A 15,069-nucleotide genomic window follows, 5' to 3' on the forward strand; every position below is an offset into this window, starting at 1 on the left:
CATGAGTACCCACACCGTCACCATCTACGGCATTCCCAACTGCGACACCGTGAAGAAGGCCCGCGCCTGGCTGGCCGAGCACGGCGTGCCGCACGCCTTCCACGACTTCAAGAAGCTCGGCGTGCCGCCGGACCGGCTGCAGCAATGGCTGCAGGCCGCCGGCCCCGAGCGCGTGCTCAACCGCCAGGGCACGACCTGGCGGCGGCTGGACGAGGCGGCCCAGGCGCGCGCCGCCGACCCGGCCGGCCTGGCCGCCCTGCTGGCCGAGCAGCCGTCCCTGATCAAGCGCCCGGTGGTCGAGTGGGGCGACGCCATCACGGTGGGCTTCAGCCCCCAGGCCTGGAGCGAGCGCCTGGCCACGCGATCCGCGGCTTGACCTCGCCCTTTACGCATCTTTACGCCTGGGCACAACGGGCTTGACGGGCTCGGGTGAAACTTCCTTCATCCCTGGCGCGTTATCTGCCGACCGAAAGGAGCTTTTCGCCCATGACCTTGACCAAGAAAACCCTCGTGCTCGCCGCCCTGGCGGCCAGCACCACGCTGGCCGCCCAGGCGCAGGAGATGGGCCGCGTGCTGTCCGCCACGCCCATCACGCAGCAAGTTGCTACGCCCCAGCAGGTCTGCGGCAACGAAACCATCTACAGCGGTGGCCGCGCCCCCAGCGGCGCCGGTGCCGTGCTGGGCGCCATTGCCGGCGGCGCGGCCGGCAACGCCATCGGCGGGGGCAGCGGCAGGGCCGCGGCCACGGCCATCGGGCTGATCGGCGGCGCAGTGCTGGGCAACAGCATCGAGGCCGGCCGCCCCGGCTACGAGAACGTGCAGCGCTGCACCACCGAGACCTACTACGACAACCGCGTGATCGGCTACGACGTGGTGTATGAATACGCCGGCCGCCAGTACAGCACCCGCACCCAGACCGACCCGGGCAGCTGGATCCCCCTGAGCGTGCAGCCCGCCGTCTCCGGCATGGCCCAGTCACCCTACCCTGGTCAGGCGCCCTACCCGGGCCAGGCGCCCGTCTATGGCGACGGCGGCCGCTACGTGCAGCCTGGCGTGGTGGTCGCCACCCAGCCCGGCCCGCCCGTGTACATGTCGCCGCCCGTCACCGTGATCGAGTACCGCGACACCTGGGGCAACCCCTATCGCCCGCCGCGCCACCACGGCGACCGCTATTGGCGCTGAACACGCACACATCGTGCGCACCTCATCCAGGGAGCTCTTCGGGGCTCCCTTTTTTTTGCCCGCCTAAAATCGCTGGTTTTGTCCACTCCCGGGCCCACCCTCTCATGACCACCCAGCAGCTAGCCGGCGCCACCGTCGCCACCCAGGCCAATGTCTACTTCGACGGCAAGTGCGTGAGCCACGGCCTGAGCTGGCCGGACGGCACGAAGAAGTCCGTGGGCGTCATCCTGCCGGCCACGCTCACCTTCAGCACCGGCGCGCCCGAGATCATGGAATGCGTGGGCGGCTCCTGCGAATACCAGCTCGACGGCTCCGACACCTGGGTGAAGGTGGGCGTGGGCGAGACGTTCAGCGTGCCCGGCAACTCCCGGTTCGACATCCGCGTGGCCGAGGTCTTCCATTACATCTGCCACTTCGGCTGATTCCCCTTTACCTCCTCTTCTGACTGCATCCGCCATGGCAACCATCCTGCAAAACCTCCCCGTCGGCCAGAAGGTCGGCATCGCCTTCTCCGGCGGCCTGGACACCAGCGCCGCGCTGCGCTGGATGAAGAACAAGGGCGCCCTGCCCTACGCCTACACGGCCAACCTGGGCCAGCCTGACGAGGAGGATTACGACGCCATCCCGCGCAAGGCCATGGAGTACGGCGCTGAAAAAGCCCGCCTGATCGACTGCCGCACCCAGCTGGCGCACGAGGGCGTGGCCGCCATCCAGGCCGGCGCCTTCCACGTCAGCACCGGCGGAGCCACCTACTTCAACACCACGCCGCTGGGCCGCGCCGTGACGGGCACCATGCTGGTGGCAGCCATGAAGGAGGACGACGTCCACATCTGGGGCGACGGCTCGACCTACAAGGGCAACGACATCGAGCGCTTCTACCGCTACGGCCTGCTCACCAACCCGCAGCTCAAGATCTACAAGCCCTGGCTGGACCAGGCCTTCATCGACGAGTTGGGCGGGCGCGCCGAGATGTCGGCCTTCATGACCCGCGAAGGCTTCGGCTACAAGATGAGCGCCGAGAAGGCCTACTCCACCGACAGCAACATGCTGGGCGCCACGCACGAGGCCAAGGACCTGGAGTTTCTGAACAGCGGCATCCGCATCGTCAACCCCATCATGGGCGTGGCCTTCTGGAAGCCCGAGGTCGAGGTCAAGGCCGAGGAGGTCTCCGTTACCTTCGAGGAAGGCCGCCCCGTGGCCCTGAACGGCCGCCGCATCGACGACCTGGTGGAGCTGTTCCTGGAGGCCAACCGCATCGGCGGCCGCCACGGCCTGGGCATGAGCGACCAGATCGAGAACCGCATCATCGAAGCCAAGAGCCGCGGCATCTACGAAGCCCCCGGCATGGCCCTGCTGCACATCGCCTACGAGCGCCTGGTGACCGGCATCCACAACGAGGACACCATCGAGCAGTACCGCGTGAACGGCCTCAAATTGGGCCGCCTGCTGTACCAGGGCCGCTGGTTCGACCCCCAGGCCATCATGCTGCGCGAGACCGCCCAGCGCTGGGTGGCGCGCGCCGTGACCGGCACCGTGACGCTGGAGCTGCGCCGTGGCAACGACTACTCGCTGCTGAACACCGACAGCCCCAACCTGACCTACGCGCCCGAGCGCCTGTCCATGGAAAAGGTGGAGGACGCCCCGTTCAGCCCGCTGGACCGCATCGGCCAGCTGACCATGCGCAACCTGGACATCTCCGACACCCGCGACAAGCTGGGCGTGTACGCCCGCGCCGGCCTGCTGTCGCTGGGCGGCAATGCGGCGCTGGCGCAGCTGGAAGGCGATTCCCTCACCAACGGCCAATAAGAGCCAAATAGGCCTCCAGCCCTTGCCAGGCAAGCGCCGGCCGCTATTGAAAGAAGAGCAACCGCCCGGCCCGCCAGCCGGGCGGTTTTGTTTTTACGATAGGCGCTTCGATCACTTTCAAGAGACAAGCGATGAGCGAACAACAACGCGTGGCCGTGGTGGTGGCCGGGGGCAGCGGCATGGGCGCCGCCGCGGCCAGGAAGCTGCACGAGGCGGGCTTTGCGCTGGGCATCCTGTCGTCCTCCGGCAAGGGCGAGGCGCTGGCGCACGAACTGGGCGGCGTGGGCGTGACCGGCTCCAACCAGAGCGTGGCCGACCTGCAGAGACTGGTGGATGCCGTGGTGCAGCGCTTCGGCCGCATCGACGTGCTGGTCAACGGCGCGGGCCACGGCCCCAAGGGTGCGCTGCTGGAGATCAGCGACGAGGACTGGATGCGCGGGCTGGAGGTCTACTTCCTGAACGTGGTGCGCGCCACACGGCTGGTGGCGCCACTCATGCAGCGGCAGGGCGGCGGCAGCATCATCAACATCTCCACGGCCTGGGCGTTCGAGCCGTCGGCGCTGTTTCCCACCTCGGCGGTGGCGCGCTCGGGCCTGGCGGCGTTCACCAAGATCTTCTGCGATGAGTACGGGGCGTACAACATCCGCATGAACAACGTGCTGCCCGGCTGGATCGACAGCCTGCCGCAAAAGGACGAGCGGCGCGCTGCCGTGCCCCTGCAGCGCTACGGCCGGGCCGAGGAGGTCGGCGCGACGGTGGCCTTCCTGGCCTCCGAGGGCGCGGCCTACATCACCGGCCAGAACATCCGCGTGGATGGCGGGCTGATGCGCAGCGTGTGATCAGCCGGCCGCCGCGGTGGGCACGCCGTCCTGCGCTCGCATGCTGCGCACGATGGCGGCCAGCACCACGCCGTAGGCGGGCACGAACAGCAGCAGGCTGACGGCCAGCTTGATGGCGTAGTCGACGGCGGCGATCTCCACCCAGTGGGCGGCCATGAAAGGGTCAGTGCTGCGCCAGAAGGCGATCGAGAAGAAAGCCGCCGTGTCCAGCGCCTGCCCGACCACCGAGGCCGCGGCCGGCGCCAGCCACCAGGCCCGGCTCTTCTGGCGGATGCGGTCGAAGACCTGGATGTCCAGCAGTTGCCCCAGCACATAGGCGGCAAAACTGGCAAACGCAATGCGGAACACGAAGGTGTTGAAGTCCTGCAGCGCGCCCCAGCCGTTGAAGCGCCCGTCATGGAACAGCACGCCCACCACGTACGAGGCCGCCAGCGCCGGCAGCATGGCCCGGGCGATCACGCGACGCGCCGGCGCTTTGCCGATCAGCCGCACCGTCAGGTCGGTGGCCAAAAAGATGAAGGGAAAGCTGAACGCCCCCCAGGTGCTGTGAAAGCCCAGCAGCATGACGGGCAGCTGCACCAGATAGTTGCTGGCGATGACGATGGCGATGTGCAGCGCCACCAGAAGGGCCAAGGGGGAGGAAGGCAGGCGCGCGTGCGCTGCCGCAGGGTAAGACATGGTGGTCCTTTTTGATGGATGGGGGCGAGGGAACCCATGGGCGGCCGGCGCTGGTGGCGGCCACGGCGAAAGCCAGCAATTCTAGGTCAGGCGTACTCCGCCTGCGGCGGCACCCGCCAGTCGATGGGGTCTTGCTGCAGCACCACGTCGATGTCCAGGCCCAGCACCACGCCCACCTCGCCGGGGAAGGAGCCAGCCATCTCGCGCTCGCCCATGCCCGCCCCGCGCGCCCGCGCCGCCCAGCTGGCCAGGTGCAGCACGCCGGCCAACGGCTCGTAGCTGGGGTTGTCCAGCGGCAGGGTGTGGTGGCGCACGGCGTCCACCACCACCTCGGGCAGCTGCCAGCGCTCGGCCAGGGCGGCGCTGACCTGGGCGTAGCTGTAGCCCAGCAGGTGCTGCTCCAGCCGGGCGCGACGCACCTGCAGCGGCCGCATCAGGGTGTTGATGGATTCCATGCGGCCCGGATCGGCGGTGTGCAGCACCAGCTCGCCCAGTCCGTGCAGCAGGCCGGCCGTGTAGGCCGCCAGCGGGCTGTGGTGCACCAGCCCGGCCAGCGAACGCGCCAGCTTGGCCGTGTGCACGCTGTAGCGCCAAAACTGCTGCAGATTCATGCCCGGCACCGAACCCGAGGTGGTGCCTACGGCCGATGACGCCACCAGCGCCCGCAGCGCGCCGGCGTCCAGCAAGGCCAGGGCCTCGGCCACGCCGGCAATCTGCCGGTGGGCGCCGTGCGCGGGGCGGTTGGCCTCCTCCAGCAGGCGCGCGGCCAGGGCGGGGTCGGTGGCGAAGAGCTGGTTGACGCGGCGCAGGTCGGGCTCGGGCGCCGCCAGCGCGCTCATCAACAGCGCCACCACGCGGGGCACGCTGGGCAGTGCCAGCGGCTGGGCGAGCAGGGTCGGCAGGTCCATCGGGGCCTCGGCGGCAGTCGGGGAAAGGCGCCGATTATGGGTGCGGCCGCGGCCCCGTCCGGCCTACTTGCGCTCGCCGCGCTGCAGGCGCTCGAAGGCCGAGGCCATGGCCGACTGCTGCGGCGCCTGCGGCCGGGCGGCGCCAGCAGCACGCGCCGGCTGGGCATAGCGGCCGTCCCGGCCCGCGCCCTCGAAACGGTTGCCCCGGCCAGCGCCGCCCCGGTCGCCGCCGCTGCCCTCGGGCTTCATGCTCAGGCTGATGCGCTTGCGGGCGGCGTCCACCTCCAGCACGCGCACCTTGACGATGTCGCCGGTCTTCACCACCTCGCGCGCGTCCTGCACAAACTTTGCACTCAGCTGGCTGACGTGGATCAGCCCGTCCTGGTGCACCCCCAGGTCCACGAAGGCACCGAACTGGGCCACGTTGCTCACCGTGCCCTCCAGCACCATGCCCTCCTTGAGGTCGGCGATGTCCAGCACGCCCTCGTTGAAGCGGGCCACGCGGAAGTCCGGCCGCGGGTCGCGCCCGGGCTTTTCCAGCTCGGCCAGGATGTCGCGCACCGTGATGGCGCCGAACTGCTCGCTGGCGAACTGCTCGGCCTTCAGGCCCTTGAGCACCTCGGTGCGGCCCATCAGCTCCTGCACCGGGCGGCCGGTGGCGGTGATGATCTGCTCGGCCAGCGGGTAGGTTTCGGGGTGCACGCCGGTCATGTCCAGCGGGTTGTCGCCGCCGCGGATGCGCAGGAAGCCCGCCGCCTGCTCGAAGGTCTTCGGGCCCAGGCCGCTCACCTCCAGCAGCTGCTTGCGGCTCTTGAACGCGCCGTGCGTCTCGCGCCAGCGCACCACCGAGCGCGCCACGCTGGCCGGCAAGCCGGACACGCGCGACAGCAGCGGCACGCTGGCCGTGTTCAGGTCCACGCCCACGCCGTTCACGCAGTCCTCGACCACGGCGTCCAGCGTGCGCGCCAGCTCGGCCTGGTTCACGTCGTGCTGGTACTGGCCCACGCCAATGGCCTTGGGCTCGATCTTGACCAGCTCGGCCAGCGGGTCCTGCAGCCGGCGGGCGATGGAGGCGGCGCCGCGCAGGCTCACGTCCACGTCGGGCATCTCCTGGCTGGCGTACTCGCTGGCGCTGTAGACCGAGGCGCCGGCCTCGCTCACCACTACTTTTTCGATAGCTGCCAGCGCTTGCCCCGCCTGGGTTTGCGCCGCTTTTTGGCACATTTTGATCAGTTCGCCTGCCAGCTTGTCGGTCTCGCGGCTGGCCGTGCCGTTGCCGATGGCGATCAGCTGCACGCCGTGCTTGTCCACCAGCCGCGCCAGCGTGTGCAGGCTGCCGTCCCAGTCGCGGCGGGGCTCGTGCGGGTAGACGGTGGCGGTCTCCACCAGGCGGCCGGTGGCGTCCACCACGGCCACCTTCACGCCGGTGCGGATGCCCGGGTCCAGTCCCATCACGGCGCGCGGGCCGGCGGGCGCGGCCAGCAGCAGGTCGCGCAGGTTGTCGGCGAAGACCTTGATGGCGACCTTCTCGGCCTCTTCGCGCAAGCGCGAGAACAGGTCGCGCTCGGTCGACAGGCTGAGCTTGACGCGCCAGGTCCAGGCCACGCACTTGCGGATCAGGTCGTCGCTCTTCCGGCCCTGGTGGCTCCAGCCCAGGTGCAGAGCGATGCGGCCCTCCGCCAGGCTGGGCTGGCCGGCCTCAGGCTCCTGCGGCTGCACCAGCTTGGCCTCCAGGATCTCCAGCGCCCGGCCGCGGAACACCGCCAGCGCGCGGTGCGAGGGCACGCGGCCGATGGGCTCGTCGTACTCGAAATAGTCACGGAACTTGGCGATCTCGGGGTCGTTCTCGTTCTTGCCGTCGACCTTCTTGCTGCGCAAGAGGCCCTCGGCCCACAGCCACTCGCGCAGCGACTGCACCAGGGCCGCGTCCTCGGCCCAGCGCTCGGACAGGATGTCGCGCACGCCATCCAGCACGGCGAAGGTGGTGGAAAAGTCCGGGCCGGGTTTGCCGTCGTCGAGCAGCGTTGCGGGCTGGCAGAAGGCTTGCGCCTCCTCGTGCGGGTCCAGCGTGGGGTCGGCAAACAGCTTTTCGGCCAGCGGCTCGATGCCGAATTCGCGGGCGATCTGGCCCTTGGTGCGGCGCTTTTGCTTGAACGGCAGGTAGATGTCCTCCAGCTCCTGCTTGGTGGCGGCCGCCGCGATCTGGGCGCGCAGGGCATCGGTCAGCTTGCCCTGCTCGTCGATGGCTTTGAGCACCGCGCCGCGGCGCTCATCCAGCTCGCGCAGGTAGGACAGGCGCGCCTCCAGCTCGCGCAGCTGCACGTCGTCCAGTCCGCCCGTGGCTTCCTTGCGGTAGCGGGCGATGAAGGGCACGGTGGCGCCGCCGTCGAGCAGCTCCACCGCTGCGCGCACCTGGGTTTCGGTGATTCGGATTTCTGCGGCCAACTGCCGGACGATCTGCTGCATGTGCCTGGAAAACGCTGGGAAAAAACGAAGCGCGGGAGTTTGCCACAGGGCCTTGCGGCGCCCTCCTGCAAGGCCGCGGGGGCGGCCACCATAATGTTTGCCGCCATGCCGACGCTGCCTTCTCCCCTGCGTACCGAATGCCCGCCCGGCGCGTGCATCTGCCAGCGGGACGCCCTGCTGCGCGACGGCGCCGAAGACGCGCTGCGCGTGCTGCTGCTCACGCGAGAGGAAGAAAACCGCCTGCTGCAGCGCCTGGAGAACGTCGCCAGCCTGGCCGAGCTGCGCCGCCTGCAGCGGCGCCTGCACGAGCAGCTGGGCGTGCGCCTGACGCTGGAGCCCGCCACCCAGGAGGTGCGCAGCCTGCGCGGCATCGCCATCGTGGTGCACGAGCAGCCCGGCCTGTGCCGCAAGACGCGCCAGTCCATCCCCGCTGCCATCCGCAAGGGGCTGGAGCAGCGCCCGCAGATCGCGTGGGCGCTGCTGGATGAAGGCGGCCTGTTCGCGGGGAATGCCTGACATGCAGGAAGACCTCTTCGGCGCCCCGCCCGCGCCGCCGGCCCCGGCCCCCAAGCCCAAGCCGGCCCCGGCCGCCGCGCGTCCCAAGGGCGTGCAGCCGGCCGTGCACGGCGACGAGTTGCGCGCCCTGGCGGCCCGGCTGCCGCCCACGCTGCGCCTGGGCACCTCGTCGTGGGGCTACCCCGGCTGGGATGGCCTGGTCTGGGACGGCAGCTACAGCGAGCAGACGCTGGCGCGCCAGGGCCTCACCGCCTATAGCCAGCACCCGCTGCTGCGCAGCGTGGGCATCGACCGCGGCTTCTACCGCCCCTTGAGCGCCAGCGACTTCGCGCGATACGCGGCGCAGGTGCCGGCCGACTTCCGCTTCGTGGTCAAGGCGCCCAGCATGGTCACCGACGCGCTGGTGCGCAGCGAGGACGGGCGTGGGCGCGAGGCCAACCCGGGTTTTCTGAACGGCGAGCTGGCCGCGCAGCACTTCACCCTGCCAGCGCTGGAGGGTCTGGGCGTGCGCACCGGCGCGCTGGTGTTCCAGCTCAGCCCCCTGCCCTGGCATTTGGTCGAGCGCCTGCCCGAGGTGCTGGAGCGCCTGCGTGCCCTGCTGGCCGCCCAGCCGGTGTTGGCAGGAGCGCCGGACGCCGTGCTGGCCGTGGAGGTGCGCAACGGCGAATGGATCTCGCCCGAGCACGCCGAGCACTTCGCCGACGTACTGAAGAGCACCGGCGCCACCTACTGCCTGGGCATGCACGCCCGCATGCCGCCGCTGTCCGAACAGCTGGCGCTGCTGAGGCGGCTCTGGCCCGGCCCGCTGGTGTGCCGCTGGAACCTGAACCCGGCGCACGGCGCGCACGGCTACGACCAGGCCGAGCGCCTGTACGCCCCCTACGACCGCATCCACGACCCGGCGCCCGAGGACCTGGCCCTGCTGGCGCGCACCCTGGCCGGGGTGTGCGGGCGCGGCGGGCAGAACGCCTTCGTCAGCATCAGCAACCACGCCGAGGGCAGCGCCCCGCTGACGGCGCAGCGGCTGGCGCAAGAGGTGGTGGACAGGCTGGCGTCCGACCCTGGGACGGCCCAGCGCGGCGCATGATGGGGCGCTGCATCCCTCCCACTTCACAGGCAGCCCCCATGAGCCGCAAGAAACATCACCACGCATCGCTGAACCGGACCCTGACCGGCCTGGCCATGGACGCGCCCTTCGTCATCGCCACCCGCGTGTCACGCATGTTCGACCCAGCCACCGCCCTGTCGCCGGCCGTCCAGGCGGAAAACCTGCGCATGGTCTGGGAGAAGCAGGCGGCCGCCTTCGAGGCCTGCAGTGCCCTGATGGCCGCCGGTGCCGTGCAACTGCAGCAAACCTGGCTGGGCCTGTGGATGGGCGCCCTACCCACGGCGCGCCCGCCCAGCGCTGCCAGCATGGCCAAGACGCTGGACAGCGCGCTGCAGCCCTTTCACCGCCGGGCACGCGCCAACGCGCGGCGGCTGCGCAGCGGCAAATAGCCCGCCACCACCTTGGCGTGCAGCAGAGGCAGGCACGGCACGTACACTACCAAATTAATAGCTGCCTGCGCTTGTATGACAAGGGCTGGAGGCTAATTTGACCTGAAACCGGCACAGCCGGCCGGCCTCAGTCCCGCGCGGCCTGCTTCACGCGCAGCGAGCTGGTCACGCCGGCCGCCAGTGCGCAGCCCGCGGCCACCATCAGCGCCAGCGTCTCGGCGCTGCCGTCCTGGCCCGGGCGCAGCGCGAAGATGGCCGCCAGGAGCACGGCGCCCAGGGTCTGGCCCGTCAGGCGCGCCGTGCCCAGCATGCCGCTGGCCGCGCCGCTCCTGTGCAGCGGGGCGGAGGTGACGATGGTGTGGTTGTTGGGCGACTGGAACAGCGCGAAGCCCGCGCCGCTGAGCGCCATGCGCCAGGCCACGTCCCACGGCGCCGGGTGCGCCGGCATCAGGGCCAGCGCCAGCAGCCCGGCCGCAAAGCACACCATGCCCACGCCGCCCAGCGCGCCGTCGGGGTAGCGGCCGATCAACCGGCCGGCCACGGGCGCGGTGAGCGCCGTGGCCAGCGGCCAGGCGGTGATGAGCAGCCCGGCCTCCATGTGGCTGCGGCCCTGGGCCTCCAGCAGCAGGAAGGGCAGCGCCAGAAAGCTCAGCATCTGCGCGCAGAACGCGCCCACCGACGAGGCCATGGACAGCGCGAACACGGGGATGCGCACCAGGTCGACGGGAAACAGCGGCGCCGCCCGTCCCCACTGGCGGCGCAGGTGCAGTGCGCCCACCGCCAGGCCGGCGGCCAGCAGCAGCCAGCCGGCGGCATGGCCGTCGCCGCGCGTGCCCAGCCGCGCCCCGCCCAGGAACAGCAGCGCGAACATGGCGCCGTTCAGCAGCACGTCCACCACCGAAAAGCGCGGCACCGCACCGCCCGCCGGCGGGTTGCCCGGCAGCGAGCGCCGCGCCTGGCGCCACACCAGCAGACCCAGTGGCAGGTTCATGGCGAACAGCCAGTGCCACGAGGCCAGCGACAGGATGGCCGCCGCCACCGACGGCCCGGCCATGGCGGCCGTGGCCACCACCAGCGAGTTGATGGCCATGCCGCGCCCCAGCAGCGCGCGCGGGTAGATCAGGCGCACCAGCGCCGCGTTCACCGCCATCACGCCCGACGCGCCCAGACCCTGCACCGCGCGCGCCGCGATCAGCGCTGGCATGGTGGGCGCCAGCATGGCCCCGAGCGAGGCCACGGTGAACACCGCCATGCCCGCCAGATACACGCGCCGGTAGCCCACACGCTCGCCCAGCGCCGCCAGCGGCAGCAGCGTGACCAGCGTGGCCAGCTGGTAGGCGTTGACCACCCAGATCGAATGCGCGGCGCTGGAGTGCAGCTCGCGCGCGATGCCCGGCAGCGCCAGGTTGACGATGCTGGTGTCCAGCACCGCCAGCGTCAGGCCCAGGATGATGGCCAGCATGGCCTGGCCGCGCGCGGGCTGCGCCAGGCCGTCACTTGTCATTTGATCTGCCGGGGCACTCTTTTCACCGCTCATGCGCACCCCTGCTGCGCCACGCGCCGGCTGCCCGCCGCGCCCAGCGTGGTCCAGGTCAGCAGCACGCCGATGAGCGCGCCCGTGGCCATGCCGACGACCATGGGCAGCGGCCGGTCGGAGGCGAACAGCCCCACCAGCCCCATGGCCGCCGCGCCGATCAGCATCTGCAGCGTGCCCATCAGCGCCGACGCCGTGCCGGCGATGGCGCCGTGCTCCTCCAGCGCCAGGACCGAGGTCGTCGGTATCACCAGCCCCATGAAGGCGCTGGCGATGAAGTACAGCCCCAGCAGCACCGCCAGCTGGTCGCCGCCCGCCAGGTAGAACGCCAGCAGCGCCGTCATGGTGATGCCTGCGCCCGAGGCCGCCGCCTTGACCACCGGCACCAGCCCGAAGCGCCGCCCCAGCCGCGCCGTGAACTGCGCGCTGGCAAAGAACGCCGCCGCATTGACCGAGAACGCCAGGCTGTACTGCACCGGCGACAGGCCGTAGTGGTTGATCAGCACGAAGGGCGAGCCGGCGAGATACACGAAAAAGCCCGCCATCGAGCAGCCGCCGATGCCCACCAGCCCCAGGTAGTGCCCGTCGCGCAGCAGCGCGCCGTAGCCGGCCAGCGCGCTGCCCAGGCTGCTGGCCACGCGCTGCGCGGCCGGGCGCGTCTCGTGCAGCGCGCGGTGCACCAACACCAGCCCGGCCAGCGCCGCCACGGCCACCACCCAGAACACGCCGCGCCAGCCCGCCAGGGCGATCACGGCGCTGCCGGCCAGCGGCGCCAGCAGCGGCGACACGCTGAACACCAGCATCAGCAGCGACATCAGGCGCGCCGCCTCGGTGCCGGTGTGCAGGTCGCGCACCACGGCGCGCGGCACCACCATGCCGGCGGCCGCGCCCAGGCCCTGCACGAAGCGCAGGGCGACCAGCGTGTGCACGTCGCTGGCCAGGGCGCAGCCCATGCTGGCCAGCAGCAACAAGCCGAGGCCGAAGTACAGCGGCGCCTTGCGCCCCGCCATGTCGGAGACCGGGCCGTAGGCCAGCTGTCCCACGCCCAGCGCCAGGAAGAAGGCCGTCAGGCTCCACTGCACGGCGCCCACGTCGGCGCTCAGGCTGGCGCCGATGGCCGGCAGCGCCGGCAGGTACATGTCGATGGCAAACGGGCCGATGGCCGAGAGCAGGCCCAGCACCAGGGCCATGCGGAAAAAGGGAGAAAAAGCCATCGGCCCGATTGTCGCGAGTCGCGCCCCGGCGCGCTGGCGCGCCACCGCATTTCCCCGAGACGGACCGGCCTGGTGGCGCTGATCCTGCGATCGCCCTGCGCAGCGATGGCCGAGAATGGCCGCACCATGCGCACGCCCGCCCTCATCCTCCTTCGCACGCTGCCCGCCCTGGCGCTGGGCTGCGCCGCCCTGGGCGCGCAGGCGGCGCCGGACGGCTGGAGCGTCTCGCCCGACGGCGCGTGGGTGGTGGACGAGCGCGCCCGCCTGGCCTGGGCGCGCTGCGCCGAAGGCATGCACTGGAACGGTGCCACCTGCACCGGCCGGCCCGCGCTGTTCACCTACGGCGAGGCCCAGGCGCGCGCCCGCCAGCGCGGCCAGGCCGAGGGCCTGCGCTGGCGCCTGCCGCGCGTGCCCGAGCTCAAGCGCCTGGTGGCGCAGCAGGACGCGCTGCTGCCCGCCGCGCCGCGCCAATGGCACTGGACGGGCACGGCCAGCGTGAACACCGCGCGTGTCAACCCCTATGCCTACGGCAACGTGGAGCGCGGCGGCGCGGGCGAAAGCCGGCTGTCAGCGTCCCAGGGCTGGGCCGTGGACATGGGCAGCGGCGACGCGCGCGGCGACGTGGGCCGGGGCACGCGGCTGCCCCTGCGCCTGGTGCGGCCCGCACCTTGAAATATCAGTCTTTTTGGCCTCTAGCGCTTACTGGATAAGCGCTGGCAGCTATTGATTCAATAGCAACTCAGCCGCGCAGCGCGGCCGCGTGGCGCGCCAGGGCTTCGATGCCGGCCCAGTCGCCCTCGGCCAGCAGCTTCGGGGGCGTCAGCCACGAGCCGCCCACGCAGGCCACGTTGGGCAGAGCCAGCAGCTGCGCCGCGTTGTCCGCCGAGACACCGCCCGTGGGGCAAAAGCGCACGTCGCCGAACGGGCCGTGCCAGGACTTGAGCAGCGGCACGCCGCCGGCCGCCATGGCCGGGAAGAACTTGAGCACGCGCAGGCCGTCCGCGCCGGCGGCCATGATCTCGCTGGCCGTGGCCACGCCGGGCAGCAGCGGCAGGCCGGCGTCGCGGCAGGCCTGGCCCAGCGCCGGCAGGTAGCCCGGGCTGACGATGAAGCGCGAGCCGGCGCGCGCGGCGGCCTGCACGTCGGCGGCCGTGCGCGCCGTGCCGGCGCCCACCACGGCAGCGGGCACGTCGCGGGCAATGGCCTCGATGCAGGCCAGCGCGGCGGGCGTGCGCAGCGTTACCTCCAGCATGCGGATGCCGCCTGCGACCAGCGCGCGTGCCATGGGCACGGCGTGGTGCGGCTCGTCCAGCACGATGACGGGGATGACGGCGGCGTCCTGCACCACGTCGTCGGCGGTCAGGGGGGCGGTGGGGTGGCTCATGCGGATCTCCTGGGCAAGGGTGCGCGCGGCCGGGGGGCCGGGCGGCACGCGGGATTTCAGGCGTTGGCGACGCGGCCGGCGGGCAGCCGGCCGGCCAGCGCGGACAGCAGATTGTCGGTGGCGAGCACGGCCATGGCTTGGCGCGTCTCGTGCGTGGCCGAGCCGGCGTGCGGCAGCGGCACCACCTGGGGGTGGGTGCGCAGGGGTGAATCCAGCGGCAGCGGCTCGGCCGCGAACACGTCCAGCCCGGCGGCGCGCAGGTGGCCACTGTCCAGGGCGGCCAGCAAGGCGACCTCATCGACGATGGCGCCGCGCGAGCCGTTGATGAAGATGGCGCCGGGCTTCATGGCGGCAAAGGCCGCCGCGTCCAGGCTGGCGCGGGTGTCCTCGGTCAGGGCCAGGGTGCAGACCACGAAATCCGCGCGGGCCAGCAACTCGTCGCGCGGCACGTGCCGGGCCAGGGGCGCCAGCGGACCCAGCGTCTCGGGTGGCACCGGTTGGCGGCTGTGGTAGAGCACCGGCATGCCGAAGCCCAGCGCCGCGCGCCGCGCCAGCGCCTGGCCGATGCGGCCCATGCCCAGGATGCCCACGGTCTTGCCGTGCACATCGTGGCCGTACAGCGACGGGCCGATGTTGCTCGTCCACTGCCCGCTGCGCACCAGCTGCGCCAGCTCGACGAGGCGCCGGCTGGTGGCCAGCAGCAGCGCGAAGATCAGGTCGGCTGTGGTCTCGGTCAGCACGCCCGGCGTGTGGCACAAGGCGATGCCGCGCCCGCGCAAATACGCGAGCGGGTAGTTGTCCACGCCCACGGAGATGCTGGAGACCACGCGCAGGTGCGGCGCGCGGTCCAGCAGCTCGGGCGTGAGCTGGTAGCTGGAGCCGATCAGGCCGTGTGCCGTGGGCAGCGCGGCCTCGAAGGCCGCCCGCTGCTCGGGCCGGCGCGGGTTGGCCATGGTGACGCGGTGCTGCGCCTGGATGCGCGCCAGCTGCTCGGGCGGCAGCTCGCGGAACACCAGCACGTGGGCGGGGCCCGGCATGGCGGTGG

16 protein-coding genes are annotated in these 15,069 nt (G+C 71.5%); 9 read left to right on the forward strand and 7 right to left on the reverse strand.

Translation table 11 applies throughout. The features are described 5' to 3' along the window. The first annotated feature begins 1 nt into the window (after nucleotide 1). The 5 genes from RT282_RS10360 to RT282_RS10380 all read left to right on the forward strand — a co-directional run bounded on the left by RT282_RS10360 (nucleotide 2) and on the right by RT282_RS10380 (nucleotide 3,827). Nucleotides 2–376 carry an arsenate reductase gene (locus RT282_RS10360; protein ID WP_313313675.1) on the forward strand — a complete coding sequence of 125 codons (375 nt, stop codon included), beginning with the start codon at nucleotides 2–4 and terminating at the stop codon, nucleotides 374–376. Nucleotides 377–486: 110 nt separating this feature from the next. After that, on the forward strand, nucleotides 487–1,182 hold the full coding sequence (locus RT282_RS10365; protein WP_313313677.1) for a glycine zipper 2TM domain-containing protein: 696 nt from the start codon (nucleotides 487–489) through the stop codon (nucleotides 1,180–1,182). A 104-nt stretch (nucleotides 1,183–1,286) separates the two neighbouring features. Then, nucleotides 1,287–1,604, forward strand: a complete 318-nt coding sequence (locus tag RT282_RS10370) for a pyrimidine/purine nucleoside phosphorylase (RefSeq protein ID WP_313313679.1) — start codon at nucleotides 1,287–1,289, stop codon at nucleotides 1,602–1,604. A 34-nt stretch (nucleotides 1,605–1,638) separates the two neighbouring features. Then, nucleotides 1,639–2,988, forward strand: coding sequence for an argininosuccinate synthase (gene argG, locus RT282_RS10375; protein ID WP_312306724.1), 1,350 nt, complete (start codon nucleotides 1,639–1,641; stop codon nucleotides 2,986–2,988). A gap of 131 nt (nucleotides 2,989–3,119) precedes the next feature. Then, nucleotides 3,120–3,827: an SDR family oxidoreductase gene (locus RT282_RS10380; protein ID WP_313313681.1), complete on the forward strand. Its 708-nt coding sequence runs from the start codon at nucleotides 3,120–3,122 to the stop codon at nucleotides 3,825–3,827. Here the strand turns inward: RT282_RS10380 and RT282_RS10385 are convergent, their stop codons facing one another. The 3 genes from RT282_RS10385 to RT282_RS10395 all read right to left on the reverse strand — a co-directional run bounded on the left by RT282_RS10385 (nucleotide 3,828) and on the right by RT282_RS10395 (nucleotide 7,879). Further along, a complete protein-coding gene (locus RT282_RS10385; protein ID WP_313313684.1) occupies nucleotides 3,828–4,505 on the reverse strand; it encodes a 7-cyano-7-deazaguanine/7-aminomethyl-7-deazaguanine transporter in 678 nt (225 codons plus the stop codon). It abuts the gene before it with no gap. Between the two features lie 86 nt (nucleotides 4,506–4,591). Further along, the gene (locus RT282_RS10390; protein ID WP_313313686.1) at nucleotides 4,592–5,413 is read right to left on the reverse strand and encodes an HDOD domain-containing protein; all 822 of its coding nucleotides are present in this window, start codon (nucleotides 5,411–5,413) and stop codon (nucleotides 4,592–4,594) included. A 63-nt stretch (nucleotides 5,414–5,476) separates the two neighbouring features. Further along, nucleotides 5,477–7,879 carry a Tex family protein gene (locus RT282_RS10395; protein ID WP_313313689.1) on the reverse strand — a complete coding sequence of 801 codons (2,403 nt, stop codon included), beginning with the start codon at nucleotides 7,877–7,879 and terminating at the stop codon, nucleotides 5,477–5,479. Between the two features lie 105 nt (nucleotides 7,880–7,984). Between RT282_RS10395 and RT282_RS10400 the strand changes: the two genes are divergently transcribed. The 3 genes from RT282_RS10400 to RT282_RS10410 are packed head-to-tail and all read left to right on the forward strand — an operon-like array spanning nucleotide 7,985 to nucleotide 9,892. Next, nucleotides 7,985–8,395 carry a hypothetical protein gene (locus RT282_RS10400; RefSeq protein ID WP_313313691.1) on the forward strand — a complete coding sequence of 137 codons (411 nt, stop codon included), beginning with the start codon at nucleotides 7,985–7,987 and terminating at the stop codon, nucleotides 8,393–8,395. Between the two features lies 1 nt (nucleotide 8,396). Further along, on the forward strand, nucleotides 8,397–9,482 hold the full coding sequence (locus tag RT282_RS10405; protein ID WP_313313693.1) for a DUF72 domain-containing protein: 1,086 nt from the start codon (nucleotides 8,397–8,399) through the stop codon (nucleotides 9,480–9,482). A 38-nt stretch (nucleotides 9,483–9,520) separates the two neighbouring features. Further along, nucleotides 9,521–9,892, forward strand: a complete 372-nt coding sequence (locus tag RT282_RS10410; protein WP_313313695.1) for a hypothetical protein — start codon at nucleotides 9,521–9,523, stop codon at nucleotides 9,890–9,892. A 127-nt stretch (nucleotides 9,893–10,019) separates the two neighbouring features. On the opposite strand, the gene RT282_RS10415 is transcribed toward RT282_RS10410, so the two are convergent. Together RT282_RS10415 and RT282_RS10420 are read right to left on the reverse strand one after the other, a co-directional pair. Next, the gene (locus RT282_RS10415) at nucleotides 10,020–11,429 is read right to left on the reverse strand and encodes an MFS transporter (protein WP_409519469.1); all 1,410 of its coding nucleotides are present in this window, start codon (nucleotides 11,427–11,429) and stop codon (nucleotides 10,020–10,022) included. Beyond that, nucleotides 11,426–12,640: a multidrug effflux MFS transporter gene (locus RT282_RS10420; protein ID WP_313313701.1), complete on the reverse strand. Its 1,215-nt coding sequence runs from the start codon at nucleotides 12,638–12,640 to the stop codon at nucleotides 11,426–11,428. The genes RT282_RS10415 and RT282_RS10420 overlap by 4 nt, the downstream gene beginning before the upstream one ends. A 126-nt stretch (nucleotides 12,641–12,766) precedes the next feature. On the opposite strand from RT282_RS10420, the gene RT282_RS10425 reads away from it, so the two are divergent. Further along, entirely contained in the window at nucleotides 12,767–13,312 is a 546-nt protein-coding gene (locus tag RT282_RS10425; RefSeq protein ID WP_313313706.1) for a DUF1566 domain-containing protein, read from the forward strand. A 67-nt stretch (nucleotides 13,313–13,379) separates the two neighbouring features. Here the strand turns inward: RT282_RS10425 and eda are convergent, their stop codons facing one another. Both eda and RT282_RS10435 read right to left on the reverse strand, forming a co-directional pair. Beyond that, the gene (gene eda / locus RT282_RS10430) at nucleotides 13,380–14,024 is read right to left on the reverse strand and encodes a bifunctional 4-hydroxy-2-oxoglutarate aldolase/2-dehydro-3-deoxy-phosphogluconate aldolase (RefSeq protein ID WP_313313708.1); all 645 of its coding nucleotides are present in this window, start codon (nucleotides 14,022–14,024) and stop codon (nucleotides 13,380–13,382) included. 56 nt (nucleotides 14,025–14,080) lie between these two features. After that, nucleotides 14,081–15,061, reverse strand: a complete 981-nt coding sequence (locus RT282_RS10435; RefSeq protein ID WP_313313711.1) for a D-glycerate dehydrogenase — start codon at nucleotides 15,059–15,061, stop codon at nucleotides 14,081–14,083. Between the last annotated feature and the right edge of the window lie 8 nt (nucleotides 15,062–15,069).

It is taken from the genome of Pulveribacter sp., from assembly GCF_032079985.1.
Classification (GTDB): domain Bacteria; phylum Pseudomonadota; class Gammaproteobacteria; order Burkholderiales; family Burkholderiaceae_C; genus Melaminivora.